Raw genomic sequence first — 4545 nt, 5'->3', positions numbered from 1 at the left:
CCGCTGCGCGGCCCCGGAATGACGATCAACATCGGCATATGCGATTGCCCTGCCCGTTTACGGGGGAGGGGGACCGCCCCCCGGGTCCGGCCGAAGGCCGGCCCGAGGACAGGCTCCGGCGGTGGAGGGGGTGTCCGACGCATCATCGCGCCTCCTCGAACCACGCCACCAGCAGCGCCCGCTCCTGCGGCGTCATCTGGGTGACGTTGCCGGGCGGCATGGCGTGGCTGCGGCCGGCCTGCAGGTAGATCTCGCGGGCATGGCCGGCGATGGCAGCGTCGCTCTCCAGCACGACGCCCTTGGGGGCGAAATAGATGCCCTCGTAGGAGGGCTCGGCGGCATGGCACATGGCGCAGCGGCCGAGCACGGTGTCGCGCACGGCCGGGAAATGCGTGGAGGCGACCAGCGTCGGGTCGGCAGCGGCCGCCTGCGGCTCGCCGGTCAGCACCTTCGGCACGGTCGACAGCCAGATGATGACGACGAACAGGATCGCCGCGGCGAGCCATGTCCAGGTCGGGTTGCCCTTGCGGGCATGCCGCGTGTTGAAATAGTGGCGGATCAGCACGCCGATCATGAACACCAGCGAGGCGATGATCCAGTTGAACTCGGTGCCGAACGCCAGCGGATAGTGGTTCGACAGCATCAGGAACAGGACGGGCAGCGTCAGGTAGTTGTTGTGGGTCGAGCGTGTCTTGGCGATCTTGCCGTATTTCGGGTCGGGCGTGCGGCCGGCGATGAGGTCGGCGACCACGATCTTCTGGTTGGGGATGATGATCATGAAGACGTTGGCCGACATGATCGTGGCGGTGACGGCGCCGAGATGCAGGAAGGCGGCGCGGCCGGAGAAGAGCTGCGTATAACCCCAGGCCATGAAGACGACGATGGCGTAGAGGACCAGCATCAGCAGCGTGTCGTTCCTGCCGAGCGGCGACTTGCACAACAGGTCGTAGACCAGCCAGCCCAGCGCCAGCGAGGCGAGCGAGATCAGGATCGCCACCGGCGCCGAGACGTCGAGCACGTTGCGGTCGATCAGGAAGAGGTCGGCGCCGGCGTAATAGACGATGGCGAGCAAGGCGAAGCCCGACAGCCAGGTGGCGTAGGATTCCCATTTGAACCAGGTGAGGTGCTCCGGCATCTCGGCCGGCGCAACCAGGTATTTCTGGATGTGGTAGAAGCCGCCGCCGTGCACCTGCCACTCCTCGCCATGGGCGCCGGCGGGCAGGCCGGGACGCCGGCGAAGGCCGAGGTCGAGCGCCACGAAATAGAAGGACGAGCCGATCCAGGCGATGCCGGTGATGACGTGCAGCCAGCGGACGGCGAAACTCAGCCAGTCCCAGAGGATCGCGATATCCAGCATTACGGCACCTCACCCTGTCCGTCCGATTGTCGCGGCATCCGGCCCCGCTGGAAAGGGCAAAGATGCACGATGACTTTCAAAAAAAACTGGAAAATAATGGCGCCGGCCGGGGTCGCGACGCGTCGGCCGGGGAACCGGAGGCTGGATGGCCTATCTCGACAATCTCACCGTGTTCGTGCGCGTGGTGGAGCTCGGCAATCTGTCGGCCGCCGGACGCGACCTGCGCGTCTCGCCGGCTGTGGCGTCCAACCGCATCAAGGAGTTGGAGAAGCATCTTGGCGTCAGGCTGTTCAACCGCACGACGCGGCAGCTGATGCCGACCGAGCAGGGCACGGTGTTCTATGACGGTGCCAAGCGGGTGCTCGACGCCATCGCCGAGGCGGAAGCCGCGGTCAGCGCGCTTTCGGGCCAGCCGCGCGGCACCATCCGGGTGACCGCGCCGCTCGGCATGGGGCGCCGGCTGATCGCCTCGGGCATTCCGGAATTCCGCGACCGCTATCCCCAGATCGAGGTGCGGCTGAGGCTCTCCGACCACAATGTCGACATCATGAAGGAGGGCATCGACGTCGCCTTCCGGCTCGGCCTGCTCGAGGATTCCAGCCTGCGCATGCGCGGCGTCATGGAGTGCGAGCGGGTGCTGGTCGCCTCGCCGAAATATCTGGAGGCGCGCGGCGAGCCGACCGCGCCGCAGCAGCTGGTCGACGACGGCCACGATTGCCTGCTGCTGCGCTTCCCCGGCGTGCGCGAATATTTCTGGACGCTGGCGACGCCGTCGGGCCCGATGAAGATCGAGGTGAGGGGGCCGTTCGATTCCGACGACGGCGACGTCATCACCGGCTGGGCGCTGGCCGGCCGCGGCATCATCAACAAGCCGCGCTTCGAGGTCGAGCCGTTCATCCGCGACCGCCGGCTGAAGGTGATCCTCGCCGACACGCCGCCGCCGCCGATCCAGCTCGCCGCCGTCTATCCGCACAAGAAGCTGCAGGATCCGAAGGTACGGCTGCTGCTCGACTTCATGGCCGAGCGCTGCCAGCGGCTGATCAAGGATATTCTGGCGGGAAAATAGCCCGCATCCCAATCGCGGGATGCGGGCTACCTCGTTGCGTTGGCCGACTTACCTACCAGGGTCGCGCCCAGTCGGCGAAGAAGGTCTGCTTGTCGCGGTGGTTGCCGCCCAGCGTCGCCGCATAATAGGCGGCGACGGCGCTCACGAACAGCGACGCGGCGGTGATGAAGGCGGCCAGCATGGTGAGGCGGCGGGCGCGGTCGGCGGCGGCCCGTGCCTGCGCCTCCAGCTCGGCCGCCTGCTGGGCGAGCTGATCGACGCGCTGCTGCGCCTCCTCGGGCGGAATGCCGGCGCGCTGGGCAACGGTCGACACCAGATATTGCCGGTCGGCATCGTCCATCTGGCCATCGGCGATGGTCGACAGCAGGATGCGGGTGAACTCGCCGCGATCGCCGGTCGTGTCGCGCGCCGCGGCATCCGGAGCTGGAGCGGGACTGGCCGCACCGGGAGCCGGGGCCGCGGTATCCGGAGCCGGCGTAGCGGGAGCAGGCGCAGCGGGAGCGGCGGCGCCCTCGGCCGGCGCGGCAGTACCCGGGCGCAGCAGCCGGTCGAGCAGGAGCTCGTTCTGGTCGAGCGCCTCGCCCGCCGCTCCGGCCACGCCCGAGACTGCGGTTGCCGCCGCGCCGCCCGCGGCGGACACTGCCGATGCCGCGGTGGAGGCCGCGCCGCTGATGCCGGAATAGGCGATGAAGGCGCTGATCAGCACGCCCAGCGCCCAGACGGTGAGGCCGTGGGCGCCGTCGCGCAGGTCCGATTCCTGCTCGCTGGCGTCGCCGAAGCGGCGGCGTAGCCGGCCCGCGAGATAGCCGCCGGCAAAGAAGCTGGAAATCTGCACCCACAGCAGCCACAGCGCCGCGGCGATGGCAAAGCCCGTAAGCGAGATGCCCTCGCCTTCATAGGCCGAAGTGAGCGACAGACCGAGCGCCGACCCGAACGTCAACAGGACGAAGGATACGGCCGTGGCGAGAAACGTACCGGCCAGGATGGCGGGCCAGTCGACGTAGCTGCGGTCGTCGGTGACGAGGGCCGCGGGTGTGACTTGGGGATTTTCGGCGAGTGCCATGATCGTTCCTCCGACTGGTTGTGCCTGGTCCCGGCTGGCGGATGCTCAGCGGAGCCCGAACAGCGACAGGATCGCGAGGACGATGACGATAAGGCCGACAAGATAGATGATGCCGTGCATGATAGCCTCCTGCTGCGTGCTGCAGTGCAGGCCAAACAGACGGAAAGGAACAAAGTTCCGCCACAATGACGTTTTCGCGGTCCGGAAGACTTGCCGGACGGCCGCCTGGGCCACTTCCTGCTCCCCGACGGCCCTTGCAAAGATCGGCATGGCGATTGAACTTGCGTCACGACGGTGCGTTGCCGGCCGTGTAGACATCCGCAGATGCGGCCTCGCGCCCGTCCCGTTCCAACCTTGGAGAGACTTTCATGATCTCGACGCGCAACGACCTGAAATCCAACGTCAGAAGGACATCGATCGAGCTGCTCAACGCGCGGCTGGCCGAGGCGATCGACCTGGCGCTGATCACCAAGCAGGCGCACTGGAACGTGAAGGGACCGCAGTTCGTCGCCGTCCATGAGATGCTGGACGGCTTCCGCAAGGAGCTCGACGGGCATGTCGACACCATCGCCGAGCGCGCCGTGCAGCTCGGCGGGACCGCGCTCGGCACTTCTCAGGTGGTCGCAAAGGACTCGCCGCTGGCCGCCTATCCGACCGACATCCACAAGATCGCCGACCATCTGGCGGCGCTGATCGACCGCTATGCCGACTGCGCCAAGAACGCCCGCGCCGCGATCGAGGAGGCGGACGAGGCAGGCGATGCCGACACCGCCGACATCTTCACCGCCTATTCGCGCGCCCTCGACAAGTCGCTGTGGTTCCTCGAGGCGCATACGCAGGGGGGCGCGTAGTCTCGCGGCGCTGGCAGAGGCGGGGCTGCCCGCCGCCCGCCCTCTCGCCGCCAGTCACAAGCGACGGCGCATCTCGTCGCCCAAGCTCCCAGACCCTCCCTTGGGCAGGGCAATTGCCTATGGAGTTACCCACCCCTAACCCCTCTCCTCAAGGCAGGGCAATCGCATATGCCGATGATGATCGTCATGTATGGACGGCCCCGCTTGG

Annotated in this window: 5 protein-coding genes; 2 read left to right on the top strand and 3 right to left on the bottom strand. The window is 67.5% G+C overall.

Annotation, left to right across the window (positions count from 1 at the left end; all coding sequences use genetic code 11):
- Positions 1-142 precede the first annotated feature (142 nt).
- Positions 143-1357 carry a urate hydroxylase PuuD gene (locus tag AC5JDC_RS15365; protein ID WP_495842410.1) on the bottom strand — a complete coding sequence of 405 codons (1215 nt, stop codon included), beginning with the start codon at positions 1355-1357 and terminating at the stop codon, positions 143-145.
- Positions 1358-1502: 145 nt separating this feature from the next.
- Between AC5JDC_RS15365 and AC5JDC_RS15360 the strand changes: the two genes are divergently transcribed.
- On the top strand, positions 1503-2423 hold the full coding sequence (locus tag AC5JDC_RS15360) for a LysR family transcriptional regulator (protein WP_106773073.1): 921 nt from the start codon (positions 1503-1505) through the stop codon (positions 2421-2423).
- Between the two features lie 52 nt (positions 2424-2475).
- Here AC5JDC_RS15360 and AC5JDC_RS15355 read toward each other — a convergent pair whose 3' ends face one another.
- Positions 2476-3486, bottom strand: a complete 1011-nt coding sequence (locus AC5JDC_RS15355) for a hypothetical protein (protein WP_495842408.1) — start codon at positions 3484-3486, stop codon at positions 2476-2478.
- A 45-nt stretch (positions 3487-3531) separates the two neighbouring features.
- On the bottom strand, positions 3532-3720 hold the full coding sequence (locus tag AC5JDC_RS15350; RefSeq protein ID WP_495842406.1) for a hypothetical protein: 189 nt from the start codon (positions 3718-3720) through the stop codon (positions 3532-3534).
- A gap of 134 nt (positions 3721-3854) precedes the next feature.
- Here AC5JDC_RS15350 and dps point away from each other — a divergent pair, with 134 nt between their 5' ends.
- Complete coding sequence (gene dps / locus AC5JDC_RS15345) at positions 3855-4337, top strand: DNA starvation/stationary phase protection protein Dps (RefSeq protein ID WP_495842404.1); 483 nt, start codon at positions 3855-3857, stop codon at positions 4335-4337.
- The last annotated feature ends 208 nt before the right edge of the window (positions 4338-4545 follow it).

This window comes from Kumtagia sp., assembly GCF_059502445.1.
The sequence above is the reverse complement of the archived record's forward strand: the minus strand, read 5'-3'. Positions and strand labels throughout refer to the sequence as shown.

Excerpts from the sequence above, each read along its gene's own strand:
- dps (WP_495842404.1), top strand. The coding sequence starts at position 3,855 with ATGATCTCGACGCGCAACGACCTGAAATCCAACGTCAGAAGGACATCG.
- AC5JDC_RS15360 (WP_106773073.1), top strand. The coding sequence starts at position 1,503 with ATGGCCTATCTCGACAATCTCACCGTGTTCGTGCGCGTGGTGGAGCTC.
- AC5JDC_RS15365 (WP_495842410.1), bottom strand. The coding sequence starts at position 1,357 with ATGCTGGATATCGCGATCCTCTGGGACTGGCTGAGTTTCGCCGTCCGC.
- AC5JDC_RS15355 (WP_495842408.1), bottom strand. The coding sequence starts at position 3,486 with ATGGCACTCGCCGAAAATCCCCAAGTCACACCCGCGGCCCTCGTCACC.